The 19437-nt window shown below is 75.4% G+C and carries 18 protein-coding genes and 1 pseudogene; 8 read left to right on the forward strand and 11 right to left on the reverse strand.

Annotated elements, in window-relative coordinates:
- Nucleotides 1-3: 3 nt before the first annotated feature.
- Complete coding sequence (locus L332_RS30270) at nt 4-153, reverse strand: hypothetical protein (RefSeq protein ID WP_021009582.1); 150 nt, start codon at nt 151-153, stop codon at nt 4-6.
- A gap of 111 nt (nt 154-264) precedes the next feature.
- Between L332_RS30270 and L332_RS17770 the strand changes: the two genes are divergently transcribed.
- Both L332_RS17770 and L332_RS30275 read left to right on the forward strand, forming a co-directional pair.
- On the forward strand, nt 265-783 hold the full coding sequence (locus tag L332_RS17770; protein ID WP_021064868.1) for a DinB family protein: 519 nt from the start codon (nt 265-267) through the stop codon (nt 781-783).
- Nucleotides 784-866: 83 nt separating this feature from the next.
- Complete coding sequence (locus L332_RS30275; RefSeq protein WP_021009584.1) at nt 867-1043, forward strand: hypothetical protein; 177 nt, start codon at nt 867-869, stop codon at nt 1041-1043.
- A 16-nt stretch (nt 1044-1059) separates the two neighbouring features.
- Here L332_RS30275 and L332_RS17775 read toward each other — a convergent pair whose 3' ends face one another.
- The 4 genes from L332_RS17775 to ku are packed head-to-tail and all read right to left on the reverse strand — an operon-like array spanning nt 1060 to nt 7044.
- On the reverse strand, nt 1060-2217 hold the full coding sequence (locus L332_RS17775) for an acyl-CoA dehydrogenase family protein (RefSeq protein WP_021064869.1): 1158 nt from the start codon (nt 2215-2217) through the stop codon (nt 1060-1062).
- Nucleotides 2214-3452 (reverse strand): CaiB/BaiF CoA transferase family protein, encoded by a 1239-nt coding sequence (locus L332_RS17780; RefSeq protein WP_021009587.1) that lies wholly within the window; start codon nt 3450-3452, stop codon nt 2214-2216. Before L332_RS17780 ends, L332_RS17775 begins: the two co-directional genes overlap by 4 nt.
- A gap of 54 nt (nt 3453-3506) precedes the next feature.
- The gene (locus tag L332_RS17785; protein WP_021009588.1) at nt 3507-5975 is read right to left on the reverse strand and encodes an ATP-dependent DNA ligase; all 2469 of its coding nucleotides are present in this window, start codon (nt 5973-5975) and stop codon (nt 3507-3509) included.
- 1 nt (nt 5976) lies between these two features.
- The gene (gene ku, locus L332_RS30665) at nt 5977-7044 is read right to left on the reverse strand and encodes a non-homologous end joining protein Ku (RefSeq protein ID WP_021009589.1); all 1068 of its coding nucleotides are present in this window, start codon (nt 7042-7044) and stop codon (nt 5977-5979) included.
- A gap of 109 nt (nt 7045-7153) precedes the next feature.
- On the opposite strand from ku, the pseudogene L332_RS30960 reads away from it, so the two are divergent.
- Nucleotides 7154-7876: pseudogene (locus tag L332_RS30960) on the forward strand (carboxylate-amine ligase); the annotation flags it as partial.
- 127 nt (nt 7877-8003) lie between these two features.
- On the forward strand, nt 8004-8264 hold the full coding sequence (locus L332_RS30015) for a glutamate--cysteine ligase family protein (RefSeq protein ID WP_021009592.1): 261 nt from the start codon (nt 8004-8006) through the stop codon (nt 8262-8264).
- 24 nt (nt 8265-8288) lie between these two features.
- Here the strand turns inward: L332_RS30015 and L332_RS17800 are convergent, their stop codons facing one another.
- The 3 genes from L332_RS17800 to L332_RS17805 form a co-directional block, all read right to left on the reverse strand.
- Nucleotides 8289-10895 (reverse strand): ATP-binding protein, encoded by a 2607-nt coding sequence (locus L332_RS17800; RefSeq protein WP_021009593.1) that lies wholly within the window; start codon nt 10893-10895, stop codon nt 8289-8291.
- Nucleotides 10892-13522, reverse strand: coding sequence for a DUF4062 domain-containing protein (locus tag L332_RS29220; RefSeq protein WP_021009594.1), 2631 nt, complete (start codon nt 13520-13522; stop codon nt 10892-10894). Before L332_RS29220 ends, L332_RS17800 begins: the two co-directional genes overlap by 4 nt.
- 100 nt (nt 13523-13622) lie before the next feature.
- Nucleotides 13623-14279: a dienelactone hydrolase family protein gene (locus L332_RS17805; RefSeq protein WP_021009595.1), complete on the reverse strand. Its 657-nt coding sequence runs from the start codon at nt 14277-14279 to the stop codon at nt 13623-13625.
- Between the two features lie 57 nt (nt 14280-14336).
- Here L332_RS17805 and L332_RS17810 point away from each other — a divergent pair, with 57 nt between their 5' ends.
- Nucleotides 14337-15182, forward strand: a complete 846-nt coding sequence (locus L332_RS17810; RefSeq protein ID WP_021009596.1) for a DUF1206 domain-containing protein — start codon at nt 14337-14339, stop codon at nt 15180-15182.
- Nucleotides 15183-15272: 90 nt separating this feature from the next.
- Nucleotides 15273-16139 carry a GNAT family N-acetyltransferase gene (locus L332_RS17815; RefSeq protein ID WP_021009597.1) on the forward strand — a complete coding sequence of 289 codons (867 nt, stop codon included), beginning with the start codon at nt 15273-15275 and terminating at the stop codon, nt 16137-16139.
- A gap of 4 nt (nt 16140-16143) precedes the next feature.
- On the opposite strand, the gene L332_RS17820 is transcribed toward L332_RS17815, so the two are convergent.
- A complete protein-coding gene (locus L332_RS17820; protein ID WP_021009598.1) occupies nt 16144-16638 on the reverse strand; it encodes a hypothetical protein in 495 nt (164 codons plus the stop codon).
- Between the two features lie 86 nt (nt 16639-16724).
- Between L332_RS17820 and dcd the strand changes: the two genes are divergently transcribed.
- Both dcd and L332_RS17830 read left to right on the forward strand, forming a co-directional pair.
- Nucleotides 16725-17363, forward strand: a complete 639-nt coding sequence (dcd, locus tag L332_RS17825) for a dCTP deaminase (RefSeq protein WP_021009599.1) — start codon at nt 16725-16727, stop codon at nt 17361-17363.
- Nucleotides 17364-17373: 10 nt separating this feature from the next.
- On the forward strand, nt 17374-18252 hold the full coding sequence (locus L332_RS17830; protein WP_021009600.1) for a hypothetical protein: 879 nt from the start codon (nt 17374-17376) through the stop codon (nt 18250-18252).
- Here L332_RS17830 and L332_RS17835 read toward each other — a convergent pair.
- Both L332_RS17835 and L332_RS17840 read right to left on the reverse strand, forming a co-directional pair.
- Nucleotides 18182-18781 carry a hypothetical protein gene (locus L332_RS17835; RefSeq protein ID WP_021009601.1) on the reverse strand — a complete coding sequence of 200 codons (600 nt, stop codon included), beginning with the start codon at nt 18779-18781 and terminating at the stop codon, nt 18182-18184. The genes L332_RS17830 and L332_RS17835 overlap by 71 nt on opposite strands.
- 52 nt (nt 18782-18833) lie before the next feature.
- Nucleotides 18834-19367 carry a 2'-5' RNA ligase family protein gene (locus L332_RS17840; protein ID WP_021009602.1) on the reverse strand — a complete coding sequence of 178 codons (534 nt, stop codon included), beginning with the start codon at nt 19365-19367 and terminating at the stop codon, nt 18834-18836.
- Between the last annotated feature and the right edge of the window lie 70 nt (nt 19368-19437).

The raw sequence follows: 19437 nt of genomic DNA on the forward strand, positions 1-19437 counted from the left end.
GCGTCAGTGGCGCCGCGTGCGGCGCACGAGCTCGCCGGCGCCCCACGCCGTCACGATGACGGCGCCGCCGACCGCGAGGATCGTGGCGGCGGCGATCGCGAGGGCGGCGAGCGCGAGGTCGGCGGCGACGAACAGCAGGTCGAAGATCTCCATGCTCCGACGGTAGGAATCGGCGCGCATCCGCCGCGTCCGCCCGAGGTCGACGGATCGTCATCCCTCGGGATGATCCGCCGCGCCGCGGCATCGGCGTGCCACAGTGGGACCATGCCGATCGAGCCCGACACGAAGGACTGGACCTGGGTGCTGCGCGAGCGGTGCCCCGAGTGCGGCTTCGACCCCGCGCTCGCCGAGCGCGGCGAGCTCGGCCCGCGCATCCGCGACGCCGCGGCCGCGATGCACGCGCGGCTGCACGGCGACGCGGTGACCGAGCGGCCCGACGACTCGACGTGGTCGCCGCTCGAGTACGCGGCGCACGTGCGCGACGTCTGCACGGTGATGCGCTCGCGGCTCGACCAGATGCTCACCGAGGACGGCCCGGAGTTCGCGAACTGGGACCAGGATCAGGCCGCGATCGACGGCGACTACGCGAGCCAGGAGCCCGAGCACGTCGCGGTCGAGCTCGACCTGGCGGCAGCGGAGCTCGCGAACGCGGCGGATGCGGTGCCCTCCGACGCGTGGGACCGCGCCGGCACGCGCTCCAACGGCTCGTCGTTCACGGTCGAGACGCTGCTCGTGTACGCCCTGCACGATCTCGAGCACCACGTGCAGGACGTGCAGCGCTGAGCGAGGAGCATCCGGGGCACGACGCCTCTGGCGAGAGCGCGCTCGCGCTCGGCATCATCGCGCTCGCATGCCTCGCGCTGCCGATGGTGGGCGACCTCGTGTCGCTCATCGTGGCGCTCGCGGCGGTCGGCGTCGGCCTCGTCGGCATCCGGCGGCACGCGCGCGGACGCGCGAAGCACGTCTGGCCGGCGCTGCTCGGCACGATCGCCGGCGGCCTCGTCGCGCTCGTCGCGGCGGTGCTCCTCATCGCGTCGCTCTGACCCTGCGACGAGGGCGTCAGCCCCGGAAGGCGCTGATCCCCGTGAGCGCATGCCCGATCACGAGCGTGTGCACCTCGTCGGTGCCCTCGTACGTGCGCACGCTCTCGAGGTTCGCGGCGTGCCGCATCGGCGAGTGCTCGAGCGAGACACCGTTGCCGCCGAGCAGCGCCCGCGCCTCCCGCGCGACATCGATCGCCGCCCGCACCGAGGCGAGCTTCCCCATCGAGATCTCGTGCGGGCGCAGGAGGCCGGCCTCCTTGCGCCGGCCGAGGTGCAGCGCGAGCAGCTGCGCCTGCTGCAGCGAGAGCGCCATCTCGGCGAGCCGCGCCTGCGTCAGCTGCATCGCCGCGAGCGGCTTGCCGAACACCTCGCGCTCGGCCGCATAGGCGAGCGCCTGCTCGAGCGCATCGCGTCCCGCGCCGAGCGCGCCCCACGCGATGCCGAACCGCGCCTCGTTCAAGCACTCGAACGGCGCCCGCAGCCCGCGCGCCTCCGGGAGCCGCATCGACTCCGGCACGCGCACGCCCTCGAGCGCGATGTCGCACTGGATCGACGCGCGCATCGACAGCTTCGGCTCGATGGCGGTCGCGGTGAAGCCGGGGGAGTCCGTCTCGACGAGGAAGCCGCGCACGCCCTCCTCCGTCCGCGCCCAGATCACCGCGACGTCGGCGATCGAGGCGAGCCCGATCCACCGCTTCGCGCCGTCGATGACCCAGTCGTCGCCGTCGCGCCTCGCGAACGTGCGCATCGCGCCCGGGTCGCTCCCCGCATCCGGCTCGGTGAGGCCGAAGCAGCCGATCGCCTCACCGCGCGCCATGCGCGGCAGCCACGCCTCGCGCTGCGCCTCGGAGCCGTGCTTCGCGATCGCCGACATCGCGAGCGAGCCCTGCACCGAGACGAACGTGCGGATGCCGCTGTCGCCCGCCTCGAGCTCCTGCATCGCGATGCCGTACTCGACGGCGCCGCGGCCCGCGCAGCCGTAGCCGGTCAGGTGCATGCCGAGCAGGCCCGCCTCGCCGAGCACCGGCACGAGCTCGCGCGGGAAGACGGCCCGCTCGAACCACTCGGCGATGTGGGGGCGGATCTCGCGATCGACGAGGGCCCGCACCCGCGCGCGCGTCGCGCGCTCCTCGTCGCTGAGCAGCGACTCGATGTCGAGCAGGTCGGTCGTCATGGGGCTCCTTCGTCGGTCGCGGGGCGCGAGAGCCAGGCTCGCACGGTTGCGTCGTGCTCGCCGAGCAGGGGCGGCGCGGTCGTCGCGGTGCGGGCGACGCCGTCGATGCGGATCGGCGAGGCGAGCTGGCGGCCGACACCCGCGGCGCCGCGCACCTCGCGGATCGGGTCGAGGCCGACCGCCGTGGCGAGCTCGAGGCCCTCGCCGATCGTGCGGACGCGGCTCGCGACGAGGCCGGCGTCGAGCAGCCGCTGCTCCCACTCGAGTGCCCCGTCGGCGGCGAGCGCCGCCTCGAGCAGCGGCACGAGCGCCTCGCGATGCGCGACGCGCCGCGCGTTCGTGGCGAAGCGCGCGTCGTCGGCCAGCCCGGGCGCGCCCAGCAGCGCCGCGAACGCGCGGAACTGCGCGTCGGTGCCGATCGCGACCGCGAGCGGCCCGTCGGCGGTCTCGAGCAGCTGATAGGGCACGATCGACGGATGCGCGCTGCCGGCCCGGCGGGGCTCGACCGGCCGCGCGCGCGGCTCGGCGGGCGTCGCCTCGGCGTCGCTCGACTCCGGCGCGATCGGCCCGAGCACCGATTGCAGCTGGTTGACGAGCGCCGCCTGGATGCTCGAGAGCAGCGCGACCTCGACGAGCCCGCCGCGGCCGGTGCGCTCGCGGCGGAGGAGCGCCGCGAGGATGCCCGCGAGCGCGTCCTTCGCGGTGAGCACGTCGACGAGCGCGACGCCCGCCTTCGTCGGCGGCCCGTCGGCATCGCCGGTGATGTGCATGAGCCCGCTCGCCGCCTGCAGCACGAAGTCGTAGCCGGCGCGCTCGGCGCCGCCCGGCTGGGCGCCGTAGCCGGTGATCGAGCACCACACGAGCCGCGGGTGCTCGGCGAGCAGCGCGTCGCGATCGAGGCCGAGGCGGGCGGCGGCGCCCGGGCGGAAGTTCTCGATCACGACGTCGGCGCGCGCGACGAGCTCGCGCGCGAGAGCGGCATCGCCCGGGTCGGCGAGGTCGAGGGCGACCGACTCCTTGCCGCGGTTCGCGCTGTCGAAGTAGGTCGATCCGGTCGCGGAGGCGGGCGGGGACCACGCGCGCGTGCCGTCGCCGCTGCCCGGCTGCTCGACCTTGATGACGCGCGCGCCGAGGTCGGCGAGCGTCGCGCCGACGAGCGGGCCGGCGAGCACGCGCGAGAGGTCGGCGACGACGATGCCGGCGAGCGGCGCGTCGTCGGCGGGCTGATCGAGCATGCTCCTCAGCATGCCGGATGCGACGAGCCCCGATGACTCGGCCAGCGGGTGCCGCTACGGGTTGAGGTCGGCGAGCGCCTTGTCGGGGCGCAGCCCCTTCCACACCGGGTGCCGCAGCGCGCCCGACGTCGTCCGCTCGGTGTGCTCGACCTCGGCGACGGCCGCGCGCACCCAGCGCACCTTCCGCGCGACGTCGCTCGGGAGCCCCTCGAGCGCGGGCGCCGTGCGGCGAGGCCGCAGCTCGTCGCGCAAGCGGTCGCGCTCGCGCTCCGAGAAGCCCGTGCCCACCCGGCCGGCGTAGCGCATCCGACCCCCTTCGCCCGGGAGCGCGAGCACGAGCGATCCGACGGTGCCCGAGAGCGAGCCGTTGCCCTCGAGCCAACCGACCACGACCACCTCCTGCGACTGCTGGTGCTTGAGCTTGCGCCAGTCGTCGCTGCGCTTGCCGGGCCGGTAGCGGCTGTCGTGCCGCTTCGCCATGACGCCCTCGAGGCCGCGCTGGCGCGTGACCTCGAGGATGCGGGCGAGCGAGCCGCGCAGCGGCTTCGAGACCTTCACGCGCCGGCTCTCGTGCACGAGCTCGTCGAGCCGCGACTGCCGGTCGTCGAGCCGCTCGTCGACGAGCCGCTCGCCGCCCTCCTCGAGCAGGTCGAACAGCACGAGCGTCGCGGGGCTCGCCTTCGCCGCCCGCGCCGCCTGGCGGCCCGAGAGGCCGCCGCGATCCTGGAGCGCCTCGAAGTCGGCGACCCCGCGCTTGAGCATGACGACCTCGCCGTCGAGCACCGCATCGACCTCGATCGCGGCCGGCACTGCCTCGACGAGCTCGGGGAACGCGCCCGAGAGGTCGCGGCCGTTGCGGCTCAGCAGCCGCACGGCGTCGCCGCGCCGCTCGACGAGCACGCGCCAGCCGTCCCACTTCACCTCGAACGACCACTCTCGCTCGTCGTCGATCGCGGATGCGTCGCTCTGCGTCGCGAGCATCGGGCGCAGGTCGGTCGGGCGGTCATCGCGCTCGCGCGCAGCGGCCCGGCCGAGCTTCTTCCCGAGCCGTCGCCGCGGCGCCGCCGGCGCGGGCGCCTCCGCCTCGTCGTCCTCGCCGCGCGCCGCGCGCGCCGCCGCGGCCTTCGAGGGCGCGTAGCCCTTGAGCCGCGCGTCGCGCTCGGCGTCCTGCTCCTTCATGCGGTGCACGAGCCACTGCCGCTTCTCGGCGTCGGTGCGGATCAGCGCGAAGCGGTACGGCTCGCCGCCGAGCCCACCGTCCGGCCGCCCATGGAGCGTCGCGATCACCTCGTCGTCCCGCCACTTCTCGAGCTCGTAGGTGCCCGCATCCCAGATCTGCACGACGCCCGCGCCGTACTCGCCCTTCGGGATCGTGCCCTCGAACGAGCCGTACTCGAGCGGGTGGTCCTCGGTCTGCACGCCGAGCCGGTTCTGCTTCGGCGTCGACGGCAACCCCTTCGGCACCGCCCACGAGACGAGCACGCCGTCCTGCTCGAGCCGGAAGTCGTAGTGCAGCCGGCTCGCCCGGTGCTTCTGGATGACGAACGAGCGCCCGTCGGTCGACGTCGGCGGCTCGGCCGGCACGGGCTCGGGCGTGCGCGCGGCCGAGCGCATGCCGCGGTACTTCGCGAGCCGGTCGGGCGGCGGGTCGAGCGAGGCGATGAGGTCGCCGTCGCGCTCGAGCCGCTCGAGCACCTCGGTGTACTCGAGCTGCTCGAGCCCGCCGGCCTCGATCTCGTCCCACGTGCGCGGCGCGGCGACGGTCGGCCGCAGCCGCCCGCGCAGCGAGTAGGGCGCGACGGTCGTCTTCGAGCCGGAGTTCTGGCTCCAGTCGAGCAGCACCTTGTTCGTGCGCAGCGCCTTCTTCATGTCGCTCACGATGAGCTCCGGATGCATCTGCTCGAGCGATCGCGCGAGCGTGTGCGCGACCTCGCTCGCCTGCTCGCTCGTGACGGTGCCGTCGAGCCGCGCGTAGAGGTGGATGCCCTTCGACCCGCTCGTGAGCGGCACGGGGTGCAGGCCGATGTCCTCGAGCAGCTCGCGCACCCACAGCGCGACGCGCGCGCAGTCGTCGAGGTCGGCGCCGGGGCCCGGGTCGAGGTCGAGCACGAGCCGGTCGGGGTTCTGGCGGTCGCCGTCGAGCATCCGCCACTGCGGCACGTGCAGCTCGAGCGCCCGCATCTGCGCCATCCACGCGAGCACCGCGGGCTCGGTCAGCACGGGGTACTGCTTCGGCCCCGTCGAGTGCTGCAGCTCGACGGTCTGCACCCACTCGGGCGCGCCCTTCTCGAGCGTCTTCTGGAAGAACACCTGCCCCGGCTTCTTCTCGGTGCCGACGCCCTCGGTCCAGCGCTTGCGCGTGACGGGGCGGCCGCCCGCGTGGGCGATGATGGGCTCGGATGCGCGCAGCACGTACTCGAGCACGTCGCGCTTCGTCGTCCCGGTCGACGGGTACAGCACCTTGTCGGGGTTCGAGAAGCGCAGCGACCGCCCGCCGACGACGATCCGATCGGCCGCCGCCACGTCAGGCGGACTTCCGCTTGCTCGCCGCGGTCGTCTTCGACTTCGAGCCCGTCGACTTCGCCGCCGGCTTCTTCGCCGTCGACTTCGACGAGCTCGACTTCGTCGCGGGCTTCTTCGCCGCGGTGCCCTTCGACGCCGTGCTCTTCGACGCCGTGCTCTTCGACGACGTGCCGCTTCTCGCGGCGCGCTTCGCCGTGCTCTTCGACGCGGACGCGGCGGTCTTCGAGCCCGAGGACCTCGAGCCGGAGCCCTTCGCGCCCGAGTCCTCCGACGCATCCGACCCCGAGCCCTTCCGCTTCTCGACCGAGCGCTGCAGCGCCTCGAGCAGGTCGATGACCTCGGCGCCCTCGTCGTCGTCGGTCTCGCCGAAGGTCGCGGCCGTGTCGAGCGCGTCGCCCTGCTCGAGCTTCGCCTCGACGAGCTTGTGCAGCTGCTCCTGGTACTCGTCGACGTACTGCTCGGGGTCGAAGTCGGCCTCGAGGTCGCGCACGATCGAGCGCGCGAGGTCCATCTCGCGCTTGCCGATCGCGACGTCGTCGCCGAGCGAGTCGAACTCCGCCGCGCGCACCTCGTCGGCCCAGCGGATCGTCTGCACGAGCAGCACGTCGTCGCGCACGCGCATCGTCGCGAGCCGCGTGCGCTGCCGCAGCGAGATGCGCACGACCGCGGTGCGCTCGGTCTCCTCGAGCACGCGGCGCAGCAGCACGTAGGCCTTCGGGCTCTTCGAATCGGGCTCGAGGTAGTAGGAGCGCTCGAACAGGATCGGGTCGATCTGCTCGTTCGGCACGAACTCGAGCACCTCGATCTCGCGCGAGCGCTCGGCGGGCAGCGACTCGAGGTCCTCGCCGGTGAGCACGACCGTCTGGTCGCCGTCGTCGTAGGCCTTGTCGATGTGCGCGAACTCGACCTTCTTGCCGCACACCTCGCACTTGCGCTGGTACCGGATGCGCCCGCCGTCGGCGTCGTGCACCTGGTGGAGCTGCAGGTCGTGCTCCTCCGTCGCCGAGTAGAGCTTCACCGGGACGTTCACCAGCCCGAAGGTGATCGAGCCCTTCCAGATCGCGCGCATGGCGACACTCTCCACCATGGGTGCGCGCTCCACCATCTGCGACTTCTCAGGGAATGAGGGATGCGTCAGGCACGACGGCGCCGGAGCGGCGCGTGCGAGAATCCCGGCCATGACGGCATCGCGGCCGGCAGGACCGCCTCCCCGCTCCTTCGGGGTCGAGGAGGAGGTCGTGCTGCTCGACCCCGCGACCCTCGACCCCGTCGACGTCGCGGCGGAGGTCGTCGCCGAGGTGTGCGCGGCCGATCCGGCGGCGCGCGTCGGCCACGAGTTCCTGCAGGCGCAGCTCGAGTTCGCCTCGCCCGTGCTCGAGACGGCCGAGGCCGCCGATCGCGCCGTGCGCGGGTTCCGGCGCGCGGTCGGCGGGGTCGCGCAGCGGCGGGGGCTCATCGCGGCGAGCATCGGCACGCCCGTCGGCACTCGCGTCCCGGCGCTCACGCCCGACGACCGCTACACGCGCTTCGATGCGCTGCTCGGCGCCGCCCGGCCCGGCCACCGCATCCAGGGCCTCCACGTGCACGTCGCGGTCGACTCCCGCGACGAGGGCGTCGCGGTGCTGCGTGCGCTGCGGCCTTGGCTCGCGCCGCTGCTCGCCCTCTCGGCGAACTCGCCGTGCTTCGGCGCGCGCGACACCGGCTTCGCGAGCTGGCGCACGATCGTCGGCCGTCGCTTCACGACCGCGTCGGTGCCGCCCGACTTCGCCGACGCCGCCGACTACGACCGCCGCGCGGCGGCGCTCGTCGGGCTCGGGGCGACGATCGACCTGCACTCGCTGTTCTGGATGGCGAGGCTGTCCGAGACCTACCCGACCGTCGAGGTGCGCGTGTTCGACGCGCAGCTCTCGGCCGACGACACGGTCGCGCTCGCGCTGCTCACGCGATCGCTCGTCGCGGCCGGCCGCAGCGGCGGGGGAGCTGCCGCACGCGCCGGCCGCCGCGCACCCGGAGCTGCTCGACGCCGCGGTGTGGCACGCGGCCAGGCACGGCACGGGCGCCGAGCTCGTCGACCCCACCACCGCATCCGTCGCCCCCGCGTGGGACGCGATCGAGCGGATGCTCGAGGTCGCCTCGAGCGCGCTCGAGGCGGCGGGCGACCGTGCCCGGGTCGCGTCGTTCGCCGAGCGGGTGCGCGCCTCGGGCACGGGTGCCGACCGGCAGCGCGCGGCGCTCGCGGAGGGCCTGCCGGCGCTCGCGGCGCTGCTGCGCGACAGCTTCGCGGGCTGAGGCGCGGGGCGGGCGCCGCCGGGCTCAGACCGATGGAGCCGCGCCGCCGCCGGCGAGGGCGAAGGCGGCCGCCTCGAGCGCGCCGTACTCGCGGCCGCGCTCCTCGGCGGCGCGCAGCGCCGCGGCATCCGAGCGCTCCGCGAGGGCGTCGAGGTACCGGGTGTGGAAGACGAACGCGGGTGCGTCGAAGACGGCCGCGCGCTTCCGGATCGCGGCTGCGGCACCGGCGAGCACGCCCGCCCGCTCGAGCTCGTCGCGCTCGGCGGCGGCAGCGGCGAGCCCCTCGAGCCCGTACGCGATGCCCTCGTCGTGCCGCAGCGCGACCGAGGTCTCGAGGGCGTCGCGATAGAGCCGCTCCGCCTCGTCGAGCGCGCCCGCGAACAGGCGCGCGCGGCCGAGGTGGTGCGTCGCGATGCTCGCGGTGAAGCGGTCTCCGCTCGAGGCGGCCGCCTCGACCGCGCCGCGGAAGCGCGCCGTCGCGCCCTCGAGGTCGCCGGTGAGCACCGCGATGCGGCCGAGCGCGACGAGCGCCAGCGACTCGCCCCAGCCCGCTCGCAGCTCGCGGAACCGGCGCGCGCCCTCCTCGAGCCGCGCGGCGGCGCGCCCCAGGTCGGGCTCCGGGGCGGTGATCTCGGCGAGTCCGGCTGTCGCCGTCACCATCGTCGCGCCCAGCTCGTCGCCCTCCTCGTCGAGCACTCGACCGGCATCGGCGAGCACCCGCACGAGCTCGAGCGACGGGGCCGTCCAGAGGTCGCGCCAGCCGACGAAGAAGGCCGCGATCGCGCGCGTGCGTCGCGCGACCTCGTCGTCGGGTCGAGCGAGCACCTCCTCCATCCACAGCGCCACCTCGACGAGGTAGCCGCCGATCCACCAGTAGAGGAAGAGCCGCCACGCGACGTCGGCGGCGGTGTCGGCGTCGCCGAGCGCGACGAGCTGCCGCACGGCGGTGCGCAGGTTGCCGCGCTCGAGGTTGAGCCTCGAGACGGCGTGGCGCTGGCCCGTGACGCCGAGGCCGCGCCCCTCGCGCCGCGCGAGGTCGACGTAGACGGCCGCGTGCGCGGCTCGCGCCGATGGCTCCTCGCCGTCGAGCCGCAGCCGCTCGACGCCGTGCTCCCGCACCGTCGCGAGCATGCTGAACACCGCCTCCCCGTCGACGTCCGACTGCTCGAGGAGCGAGCTGTCGACGAGCGTCTCGAGCGCGGCGTAGAGGTCGACCTCCCATCCCCGCAGCTCGGCGAACGCCTCGATCGAGGGGAGCGAGAAGCCGGGCGAGAACACCGCGAGGTCGCGCAGCACGCGCCGCTCGGGCTCGGTCAGCAGCCCGGTCGACCAGTCGATCGTCGCGCGGAGCGTGCGCTGCCTCGGCGGCAGGTCGCGCGACGCGTCGACGAGCAGCGGCAGCTGCCGATCGAGCCGCCGCAGGATCGCTGCCGGGGTCAGCACGCGCATGCGCGCGGCGGCGAGCTCGATCGCGAGCGGCAGCCCGTCGAGCGCTCGGCAGATGTCGACGATGGTGTCGAGGCTTGCGCTCGAGGCCTCGAAGTCGGGCTTCACGGCTCGCGCCCGCTCGACGAACAGCTCGACCGCCGGCGCCTCGCGGGCGCGGGCCGTCGATTCGGGCGCGGCCGGGTCGTGCGTCGGCAGCGGCGGCACCTCGAAGACGCGCTCGCCGCGCACGCGCAGCACCGCGCGGCTCGTCACGAGCAGCGTGACGAGCGGGGCGATCGTGAACAGCCGCACGAGCACCGGCGCCGCCGCGCCGAGCTGCTCGAAGTTGTCGAGCACGAGCAGCATGCGCCGCCCCTCGAGCGCGATCGCGAGCCGCTCCTCGAGCGGCAGCTCGCCCGCGTCGCGCACACCGATCGCGTAGCCGATCGTCGGCAGCAGCAGGCCCGGCTCGAGCACGTTCTCGAGCGCGACGAAGGCGGTGCCGTCGGGGAAGCGCGGCGCGGCCGCTTCGGCGACCGCGATCGCGAGCCTGCTCTTGCCGATGCCGCCCGGCCCCGCGAGCGTGATGAGCCGGGTGTCGCGGTCGTCGAGCAGCGCGACGAGCTCGGCGACCTCCCGGTCGCGTCCCACGAGCCGGGTGTAGGGCGAGGGGATGCGCGCGGCGAGCAGGTCGACCCGGTCACCGCGGGGAGCGGGGTCGCGGGACGCGTCGAACCGCTCGGCGAGGAGCGTCGCGAGATCCGCCTCGACGAGCTCCGCGAGCTCGGCCGGCGTCGAGTACCCGCGGTAGGAGGCGGCGTCGTCCCGCTCGATGCGGCCGATGAGCTCGTCGAGCCGCGGCTCGCGATCGGCGCCCTCGCGGAGGTAGATGAGCCGCGGCATGCCGGGCGGCGCGAGCCGGTACTCGTCCTCGAGGCCCGACACGTCGGAGCCCGGGGCGATCCAGCCGTAGCGCTCGCCGTAGATGCCGACGAAGACGTCGCTCTGCTCGAGGTAGGCGCGGTAGAGCTCGCGCGGCGGGTGCGGTCGGGCGCCGAGCTCGAACATGACGGGCGCGAGCCGCAGCCGCTCGATCGCGCCGCGCACCGCGCGCCGCTCCGCCTCGAGCTCGCGCAGGGTCGACGACACGAAGACGCGCAGCCGCTGGTCGGGAGTGCGGATGCCCGGTGCGCCGCCGCTCACCAGCGGGCCAGCTCCGGGGCGATCCGCTCGCGCTCGCCGTCCGGGAGCGCGAGCTCGATCGCCTCGGCGACGCTCAGCTCCGCCCCGCGCCGCTCGCCCGCCGCCATGCCGTCGGGGTCGGCGGCGCGGATGGCGTCGAGCTGCGGCACGTGCACCGTGAACGCCTCCGCGTCGAAGACGCCGATGCGGTGGCGGATGCCGTCGGCGGCGGCCGCGAGCGCACCCGCCCGCTCGGCGTCGCCGCGCGCCGCCGCGACCGCGCACAGCCCCTCGAGGCCGTAGGCGACGCCCTCCTCGAAGTGCAGCCGCACCGAGACGAGCAGCGTGCGGATGCAGCCGGCCTCCGCCTGGTCGATCTCGCCGCGCACGAGCTGCAGCCGCGCCTGGTGGTTGCCGGCGACCGAGAGCGTGAAGAGGTCGCCGCCCGCCTCCGCGACCTGGGTCGCGCGGTCGAAGCGCGCTTGCGCCTCCTCGGTGTCGCCGCGCAGCCACGCGAGCCGGCCGCGCGAGACCTCGGTGATCGCCTCCGCCCACGTGTTGCCGAGCCGGCGCAAATGCTCGACCGCCTCCGCGAGCTCGCGCTCGGCGGTCGCGAGGTCGGGCATCGGCAGCTGCAGGCGCGCGGTCGCGCGCGCGGCCGTCGCCATCGCCGCGGCGTCGTCGTCGCCGCTCTCGCGGAAGAGCCGCACGCACTCGGCGAGGCCCGCGACGACGCCCTCGTTCGGCCGCTGCCACATCTCGCTCCAGAGGGCGAAGAACCACGCCACCGCGCGCGTGTGCGGCGTGATCGGCTGCTCCTTGCCGAGCAGCTCGAGCATCCACACCCGCACCTCGCCGAAGAAGCCCGCGACCCACCAGTAGATGAGCAGCCGCCACGCGAAGTCGCCCGCGTCGTCGAGCCGGTCGGTGTGCACGAGGTGCCGCACGGCGGCGCGCAGGTTCGGCAGCTCCGCGCCGAGCTGCACGACCGCGGCGCCCTGGTCGGCCCCGCGCAGCCCCGGCGCGACCCGCTCGACGAGGGCGCTGTAGTAGTCGGCGTGCGCCGCGCGCATCCGCCCCGCCTCGCCCTTCGCCTTGAGCTGCCCGAGCGCGTACTCGCGCACGATCGCGAGCAGCGAGAGCACCGAGTCGCCGCCGATCTCGGTCTGCCGCACGAGCGAGCCGTCGATGAGCGCGGCGATGCCGTCCATCGCCTGCCCCTCCCACGGCCGTCCCGCGCCGAGCGCCTCGACGGCGTCGAGCGAGAACTGGCGCGCGAAGACCCCGAGGTCCTCGAGCAGCGCCCGCTGCCAGTCGGGCAGCAGGCTCACGCTCCAGTCGATCGTCGCGCGCATCGTGCGGTGCCGGTCGGGCAGGTCGCGCTGCGCGCCCGTCAGGAGCGGCAGCGACTGCTCGAGCCGCTCGGCGATGCCGTGCGGCGTGAGCAGCCGCACCTTCGCCGCCGCGAGCTCGATCGCGAGCGGCAGCCCGTCGAGCCGGCGGCAGATGTCGGCGACCGCGGCCGCGTTCGCGTCGGTGAGCTCGAACCCGGGCTTGACGGCCTGCGCGCGGTCGACGAAGAGCGCGCACGCCGCGGCCCGGCCGACGCGCGCCGCGCCGCCGCGCGCGGCCTCGTCGGGCACCGGCAGCGCGCCGACCTCGACGACGCGCTCGCCCCGCACGCGCAGCACGACGCGGCTCGTCACGAGCAGCCCCGTCGCGGGCGCGCCGGCGTAGAGGCGCGCGAGCATCGGAGCCGCCTCGACGATCTGCTCGAAGTTGTCGAGCACGAGCAGCACCCGCCGGTCGGCGAGCGCGCGCGCGATGCGCTCCTCGAGCGCCGCCTCGCCCGTGTCGCGGATGCCGAGCACGTACGCGATCGTCGGCAGCAGCAGCCCGGGCTCGAGCACGCCCTCGAGCGGCACGAAGTAGCGGCCGTCGGGGAAGAGGTGCTCGGCCGCGCGCGCGACCTCGGCCGCGAGCCGGCTCTTGCCGATGCCGCCGGGCCCGATGAGGCTCACGATCGGGTCGCCGCCGCGCTCGAGCAGCGCGAGCACCTCGGCGATCTCGCGCTCGCGGCCGATCGTGGCGGAGTAGGGGACGGGGATGCGCGAGGCGGGGGTGGGCGGGATCTCGTCCGGCCCGCCGCCCTCCTGCGCGATGCGCGACTCATCGAAGCGCTCGGCGAGGAGCGTCGCGAGGTCGTTCGCGACCTGCTCCTCGAGCTGCTCGGCGGTGCGGAACGGGAGGTAGGCGACGGTGTCGTCGGCCTGGATGCGCGCGATGAGCTCGCGCAGCCGCGGCTCGCGCGACTCGGACTCGCGGATGTAGATGAGCTTCGGCATCGACGCGGGCGCGAGGCGGTACTCGTCCTCGAGCCCGGAGATCTGCTCCTCGGGCGCGACCCAGCCGTAGCTGTCGCCGTAGATCCCGACGAAGACGTCGCTCTGCGCGAGGTAGGAGCGGTAGAGCGCGCGCGGCGGGTGCGGGCGGGCGCCGAGCTCGAACATGACGGGCGCGAGCCGCAGCCGCTCGATCGCGGCCCGCGCCGCGCGGCGCTCGTCGGCGAGCTCGCGCAGCGTCGAGCTCACGAACACGCGGATCCGCTGGTCGGGCGTGCGGATCGTGGGCCGTTGCGCCCCTGTCATGGGCACATCCTGCCGCGCGCGGGGCGCGACGGCTAGGACATCGTGAGCATCGATCAGCGCAGGATCGGCTCAAGCCGATCCTGCGCTGATCACGCTCGGATCAGGGCTCGCGGCTGAGGCGCGAGCGGAGGAACTGCTTCGTCTCCGCCCACGCCGCCTCCGACGCATCCCGGCTGTACTTCGACACATCCGCGTTCTGGAACCCGTGGATCGAAGCCGGGTACGAGCGCACGTGCACGTCGTCGTAGCCCTCGGCCTCGAGCCGCGCGCGGTAGTCCTCGGGCGCCTCGCGGTCGCTCCAGTCGTCGCTCTCGGCGAGCTGGAAGAGCACCGGCACGCGCGGGCCCGACTCGATGCCGGGGAAGGGGGCGCCGTAGTAGGCGACGATCGCGTCGAGCGTCGGCTGCTGCGCGGCGTACATGAGCGCGATCGTCGAGCCCATCGAGAAGCCCACGACGCCCGCGCGGCGGCTGCCGCCCGCGCGCGCCTCGCCGAGCGTCTCGCTCAGGATGTGGAGCGCGCCCTCGAGGTCGGCGTAGCGCTCCTGCAGCAGCTCGCCCGCCTCGGCGTCCTCGCGCGTCGACCGGCCGGCGTAGAAGTCGGGCACGGCGACGCGGAAGCCCTCGTCGGCCAGGCGCCGGCCGAACGCATCGATCCACGGCAGCCGGCCGTTCCAGTCGTGCGCGAGCACCACCACGGGGTCGCCCTCCGCGCCGTACCAGCGGGTCGCGGTGTCGTCGGTCGTCTCGATCGCCATGCTGCGCTCCTTCGCTCTCTCCAGGGAAACGGTAGCCCAGCCACGTACGGTGCCCCCATGGCAGACGGAGACACCTCGCGCATCCACCGCTCCAAGGCGTTCGGCGCCGCGGGCCGCGCCGGCGACAAGGCGCAGGATGCGGCCGGGCGGGCCAAGCGCCACCCCGCCGCCTCGATCGCGCAGGGCGTCGGCCAGGTCGCGAACGGCATCGTGCACCTCATCATCGGCGGCATCGCGCTCGGGATCGCGTTCGGCGCGGGCGGCTCGGCCGACCAGTCGGGCGCGATGCGGGCGCTGCAGCAGACCCCGCTCGGCGCGGTCGCGATCTGGTTCGTCGGCATCGCGCTCGCGGCGCTCGCCGTGCACTCCGCCGTCACCGCGATCGCCGAGTCGCGCAGCGGCTGGAAGGAGGCCGTGCGGCCGGGCGGTCGGGCGGTCGCCTACGCGGCCGTGTCGGTGACCGCCCTGAGCTTCGCGCTCGGCGGTGGCAGCGACAGCGAGCAGGGCGCGCAGTCCGTCTCGGCGCAGCTGCTCGCGACGCCCTTCGGGCCGTGGCTCGTGGGGCTCCTCGGGCTCGCGATCGTCGCGGTCGGCGTCGCCTTCGTCGTCCGGGGCGCGAAGCGCGAGTTCCGCGAGGACGTGTCGCCGCCCGCTCGCTACCGGAAGGCCGTCGACGTGCTCGGCACCGCCGGCTACATCGCGAAGGGCGGCGCGGTCGCGATCGTCGGCGTGCTGTTCGTCACCGCCGCCTTCCAGCGCGACCCCGAGGAGGCGGGCGGCCTCGACGGGGCGCTGCAGTCGCTCACGACGGTGCCGGGCGGCGTCATCCTGCTCGTCGCGATCGCGCTCGGCCTCATGCTCTACGGCGTCTACTGCTTCGCGCGCGGCGCCTGGTCGCGCTGACCGCCGGCGCGCGCTCGCCGCTGCGGCGGGTCGACTCGGCGAGGAGGGGTCGACTCGAGCCCGCCTGCCCGCATGCGATGGGATGGGGGCATGGCGATCGAGCTCGAGACCCCCACCGAGGCCGCGCTGCCGGAGGCGCTCGAAGCGCTCCGCCGCTGGCAGCGCGACGACGCGCCGCTGCAGCTGCACCCCGGCGACGTCGGCTGGCTCTGGCGCTTCGGCGTGGCGGCGACCGCCGCGGCGCTCCGCTCGTGGCGGCGGGACGGCGCGCTCGCGGCGGTCGGCATGCTCGACGGCGAGGTGCTCCGCGTCGCGATCGACCCCGAGCTGCAGGGCGATGCGCCGCTCGCGCGCGCGATCGCGGCCGACGCGGCCGATCCGTCGCGCGGCGTGCTGCCCGATCGCGCGGATGCCGCGGTCGAGGCCCCCGTCGGCGCGTGCGTGCTCGACGAGCTCGGCGCGCTCGGCTGGGGCGAGGGCGAGCCGTGGGCGCTCCTGCGCCGCGACCTCGAGGCGCAGGTCGAGCCGCACGGCCTGCGCGTCGTCGTTGTCGGACCGGAGCTCGCCCCCGAGCGCACCGCGGTGCACCGCGAGGGCTTCGCGCGCGCGAGCTTCACCGTCGAGCGCTGGCACGCGATGGCCTCGGGCCCCCTCTACGCCGACGCCCGCTGCCTCCTGGCCGTCGACGAGCGGGGCGAGGCGGCCGCCGCCATCACGGTGTGGTCGGCCGGCCCCGGTCGGCCGGGGCTCATCGAGCCGCTCGCGGTGCACCCAGCCCAGCGAGGTCGAGGCATCGGCCGGGCGATCACGGTCGCGGGCGCCGCGGCGCTCCGCGAGCTCGGCTCGAGCGCCGCGCTCGTGGCGACCCCGATCTCGAACGGCGCTGCGGTCGCGACCTACCGCAGCGCAGGGTTCGCGATGCTCGGCGAACGCCGCGACCGCTGCCGCGGCGCGTAGCGCCTCAGCGCGGCCCGGGCCGCGTGCGCGGGTGCGGCAGGATCGGGTTCCGCAGCCGCAGCAGCTCCTTCGCGATCTCGGCGGGGGTCTTGCCGCCGCGCTCGCGCACGGGCAGGTCGTCGAGCGTCGGCTCGGGGTTCCGGTCGGATGCGTCGTCGTCCTCGCGCGGGAAGCCGGTCGTCCCGCGTCGCGCGCGCGACGCATCCGCCGCCTCGTGCTCGGCGCGCCCGGCGTCCTCCGGCGCCTCGGGCACGTGCGGGTGCGGCTCGACGTGGCCGCGCAGGCGCGCGTCGAGCGCCGAGAGGTCGGGGCTCGTCGCCTGCAGGTCGCGGCCCATGGTGCGCAGCACGCGCACGGTCGTCTCGTAGTCCTCGTCGGAGACCGAGCGCTCGACGCGCCGCGAGACCTCCTCGTCGCCGAGCGAGCGACGGGCTCGCTCGACGGCGGCTGCGGCGAGCTCGACCCAGTCCTCGAGCCGGCGACCCCGGTGCACGGCCATGGCGACCTCCTTCACCCCATCGTGCTCCCTTCTGCTGGGAAGCGCACGCGCCGACCCGGCGCGGCGCGGGCGATACGCTCGGGCTCGTGCTGCTCAGCGATCGCGACATCCGCGCCCGGCTCGCATCGGGCGACCTCGGCCTCGACCCCCTCGACCTGCAGATGGTGCAGCCCTCGAGCGTCGACGTGCGGCTCGACCGGGCGTTCCGGCTCTTCGACAACCACAAGTACCCGTTCATCGACCCGGCCGAGGACCAGCCCGAGCTCACGCGGCTCGTCGAGGTCGGCCCCGACGAGCCGTTCATCCTCCACCCGGGCGAGTTCGTGCTCGGTGCGACCTACGAGCGCGTGACGCTGCCCGACGACGTCGCGGCGCGGCTCGAGGGCAAGTCGTCGCTCGGCCGCCTGGGCCTCCTGACGCACTCGACGGCGGGCTTCATCGACCCGGGCTTCTCGGGCCACGTGACGCTCGAGCTCTCGAACGTCTCGACGCTGCCGATCAAGCTGTGGCCGGGCATGAAGATCGGCCAGGTCTGCTACTTCCAGCTCTCGTCGCCCGCCGAGACGCCCTACGGCAAGGGCGGCAACCTCAACCGCTACCAGGGCCAGCGCGGCCCGACCGCGTCGCGCTCGGCGCAGTCGTTCCACCGCACGCGCATCGAGTCGCCGATCGGCGCCGGCGACGTGCCGGCCGTGCCGGCCGAGGTCGAGCAGGCGGAGCCGTGAGCCGCCGCTGATGGCCGGTCCGCTGCGGGTCGAGCGCGACGTGTCGGTCGCGGCGTGGCTCGCGGACGCCCTGTCGTGGGAGAGCACCCTCGCGGTCATCGTCCCGCCGATCTTCGACGCCTACGCGCGCATCCTGCACCCCGCGACGCTCCAGACCCCGACGGGGAGGACGGATGCGTGGGGCGGGCCCGAGCTCGACGCTCGCGACCTGCGGTGGGACGAGGCGGCGGCGCTCGTGGGCGAGCGCCAGGGCGAGTCGCCATTCACCGCGTGGGAGGCGCGCTTCGGCTCGGGAGCGCTCGACCTGCCCGACGGCCGCAGCATCACCGAGCCGCACCTCGGCGACATCCCGGTCGGCACGCTCGCGCACCTCGCGGCGCTGCTCGTCGACGAGCACGGCGACGCCGAGGTGCTCGCGGCGGTGTGGGAGGGCAGCGGCCTCGACCAGAGCGGCATCGGCTGGATGTTCTTCCCCGGCCCGGGCGAGCCGCCCCTGACCGCCCAGCAGGAGCGCGCGCTCGAGGCCGAGCACCGAGCCGCGTTCGAGGCGTCGATCGACCCCGAGGTCCGCGCGGCGATGGCCGAGCGCGCGCTCCTGCAGCTCCCGGGGCGCGACCACGTGCTGCTGCGGGGTCGGCTCGAGGCCTTCGCCGACCCGGCGTGGGAGCGCGCGGCCGGCCTCGGCTGGCGACCCGGCGTCGGCGGCGAGGGCCGCACGCCGAACGCGCTCTGGCCCGCCGAGCCGCCCGGCGCCCCCGCGTGGTTCGTCGCGACCGACGTCGACCTCGACGTGACGCTCGTCGGCGGCAGCGCGCACCTCATCGGCCGAGTGCTCGGGCATCCCGCGCTCGAGGCCGAGCGCATCCGGCCCACCGACCCGCTCGTCTGAGCGCGGCTCGGCGCGCGCATCCGGCCCGCCGCCTGTGAGCCGCGACGGGGCGGAGCGGCCCGTCAGCGCACGACGATCTGCGCCGGCGAGCGGTCAGGAGGGGCGGATGCGTGCCTCGGGCTCGACCGCTCGGGAGCACGAGCCGCGAGCGCTGCGCGAGCGCCTCGAGCAGCCGCGTCGCGTGCGCGAACCCCGCGCGCTCGGCGATCGCGAGCGCGTCGCGGAGCGCCGTCTCGGCCTCGCCGCGCTGGCCCGCGAGCAGCAGCTCCTCGGCGAGCCGGCGCAGCGTGTGCACGTGCAGCCGCACGGGCAGCCGGCCGCGAGCGGCGGCCGCCGCGGCCGCGCGCCACGCGTCGGGGTCGGAGCCCGCGCGATCGGCCCCCGAGAGCTCGGCGTCGATCGCGGCCCGCCAGTCGTCGGCCACCGGCCACACGGCGACCCGCTCGAGCGTCGCGCGGAGCCGCGCCTCGGCCTCCTCGGTCGACATGCCGACGGGGCTCGCGCCCGCGCGGCGCATGCGCGCGAGCACGTGGGAGCCGAGCGCGATGAGCGAGTAGGTCGGGCCCGGCTCCGGCCCCGCGTCAGGGCGCGACGAGCGTCACGACCCGGGTCGACGCATCCCATCGCCGCACCGCGACCCCGGTGCCCTCGATCGCCGGCCCGAGCAGCGCGAGCGCCGGCGCGAGGTCGGCGGTGCGCAACCGGCGGGCGAGGGTGACGTGCGGCATCCAGCGGTCCGGCAGCAGGTGCGGCGGGTCGTCGCCCTCGCCCGCCGCTCGCAGCACCGCGGCGTGCAGCACGAGGAGCGCCGCCGACGGCACGACGGCGCGCGCGAGCACGCGCCGCTCGCCGGAGCCGAGCAGCAGCGGGGGCCCGAGCTCGATCGGGATCGGCAGGTCAGCGTCGATCGAGAGCGGATGCGGCACGGGGCTCGAGCGCGCCGCGAGCGTCACGTGCGGGCGGTTGCTCGCCGCGGTGTGCCCCGCGAGGCTCGAGAGGCCGGCTGCGGCGAGCGCCTCCCAGTCGCGGCGCACGGCCGCCTCGGCGTCGTCGTCGAGCAGCAGCTCGAGGCTCGTGATCGCCTTCGTCCGCTCGCTCGGCCCGCGCGGCTCCATGCGGTCATCCTCGCGCATCCGCCGCCTTGCACGAGGCGGGCCGGCCCGCGATCGCGGACCGGCCCGGAGC

The organism is Agrococcus pavilionensis RW1, from assembly GCF_000400485.1.
GTDB lineage: Bacteria > Actinomycetota > Actinomycetes > Actinomycetales > Microbacteriaceae > Agrococcus > Agrococcus pavilionensis.

Coding starts and splice junctions, on each gene's coding strand:
- L332_RS30270 (WP_021009582.1), bottom strand. CDS start 153: ATGGAGATCTTCGACCTGCTGTTCGTCGCCGCCGACCTCGCGCTCGCC.
- L332_RS17820 (WP_021009598.1), bottom strand. CDS start 16,638: ATGGCCGTGCACCGGGGTCGCCGGCTCGAGGACTGGGTCGAGCTCGCC.
- L332_RS17810 (WP_021009596.1), top strand. CDS start 14,337: ATGGCAGACGGAGACACCTCGCGCATCCACCGCTCCAAGGCGTTCGGC.
- ku (WP_021009589.1), bottom strand. CDS start 7,044: ATGCGCGCGATCTGGAAGGGCTCGATCACCTTCGGGCTGGTGAACGTC.
- L332_RS17775 (WP_021064869.1), bottom strand. CDS start 2,217: ATGACGACCGACCTGCTCGACATCGAGTCGCTGCTCAGCGACGAGGAG.
- L332_RS17830 (WP_021009600.1), top strand. CDS start 17,374: ATGGCCGGTCCGCTGCGGGTCGAGCGCGACGTGTCGGTCGCGGCGTGG.
- L332_RS17780 (WP_021009587.1), bottom strand. CDS start 3,452: ATGCTCGATCAGCCCGCCGACGACGCGCCGCTCGCCGGCATCGTCGTC.
- L332_RS17805 (WP_021009595.1), bottom strand. CDS start 14,279: ATGGCGATCGAGACGACCGACGACACCGCGACCCGCTGGTACGGCGCG.
- L332_RS30275 (WP_021009584.1), top strand. CDS start 867: ATGGTGGGCGACCTCGTGTCGCTCATCGTGGCGCTCGCGGCGGTCGGC.
- L332_RS17770 (WP_021064868.1), top strand. CDS start 265: ATGCCGATCGAGCCCGACACGAAGGACTGGACCTGGGTGCTGCGCGAG.
- L332_RS17840 (WP_021009602.1), bottom strand. CDS start 19,367: ATGGAGCCGCGCGGGCCGAGCGAGCGGACGAAGGCGATCACGAGCCTC.
- L332_RS29220 (WP_021009594.1), bottom strand. CDS start 13,522: ATGACAGGGGCGCAACGGCCCACGATCCGCACGCCCGACCAGCGGATC.
- L332_RS17815 (WP_021009597.1), top strand. CDS start 15,273: ATGGCGATCGAGCTCGAGACCCCCACCGAGGCCGCGCTGCCGGAGGCG.